The 786-nt window shown below is 62.2% G+C and carries 2 protein-coding genes; both read left to right on the forward strand.

Going from position 1 to position 786, the window contains the following annotated elements:
• Window positions 1–89: 89 nt before the first annotated feature.
• A complete protein-coding gene (locus tag ACLD7X_RS17385) occupies window positions 90–461 on the forward strand; it encodes a type VI secretion system baseplate subunit TssE (protein ID WP_411424947.1) in 372 nt (123 codons plus the stop codon).
• Window positions 461–786: type VI secretion system baseplate subunit TssF (locus ACLD7X_RS17390; RefSeq protein WP_411424946.1), on the forward strand; the 326-nt coding region annotated here is incomplete at its 3' end. The genes ACLD7X_RS17385 and ACLD7X_RS17390, both read left to right, overlap by 1 nt.

Consider the following 786-nt stretch of genomic DNA (forward strand, 5'->3'; position numbering starts at 1 on the left):
CATGCGTTCCCGTAGCTTCGCCATCCACGCCAGCTTGTAGGTGAATTTCGGCCCCGGATGGGGGTTGCCGTTGGTACCTGTCCTGGCTTCTGAACACCTTCGACAACAGCTCGATGATCCCGGCCGAGCTGTATCCGCATGCGTCGAATTCGGTCCTGACCTACGGGGTGCAGGAAGTGGCGGGCGAATACAACATCAAGGAACGCGCCTTCCAGATCCGCGATTCCATCCACCGCGCCATCGAAAAGTTCGAACCCCGCATCATCCACGGGACGCTGTCGGTGATCCTGCGCGACAGCTCGGCCCTGGGCCAGACCATCGTGACCTTCGACATCGCAGCCGAGATGTGGGCACAGCCCATGCCGATGGAACTTTACCTGCGCAGCCAGGTTGATTTCACCACGGGCGAACTGCTTCTGGAACGGGTGACGACGGCCGCGAATGCCGTGCGGGGGATCTGATGGATACCCGCCTCTTGCGCCACTACGAAGGTGAACTGGCCTTTCTGCGCGAGATGGGTGCCGAATTCGCCGAGGCCTATCCCAAGATCGCCGCGCGCCTGGGGATGGACGCGGCCGAGGTCGTCGACCCCTATGTGGAACGCATCCTCGAGGGCGTGGCCTTCCTGTCGGCGCGGGTGCAGCTGGAACTGGACCTTCAGTTCCCGGCCTTTACCCAGCACCTGCTGGAGATCGTCTATCCGCACTACCTGTCGCCCACGCCGTCGATGATGGTGGCATCCTTCACCCCGGACAAGAGCGTGGACGGCATGAAGGACGGCTATGT

It is taken from the genome of Aphanothece microscopica RSMan92, assembly GCF_046613545.2.
In the GTDB taxonomy this organism is placed as follows: domain Bacteria; phylum Cyanobacteriota; class Cyanobacteriia; order PCC-6307; family Cyanobiaceae; genus NIES-981.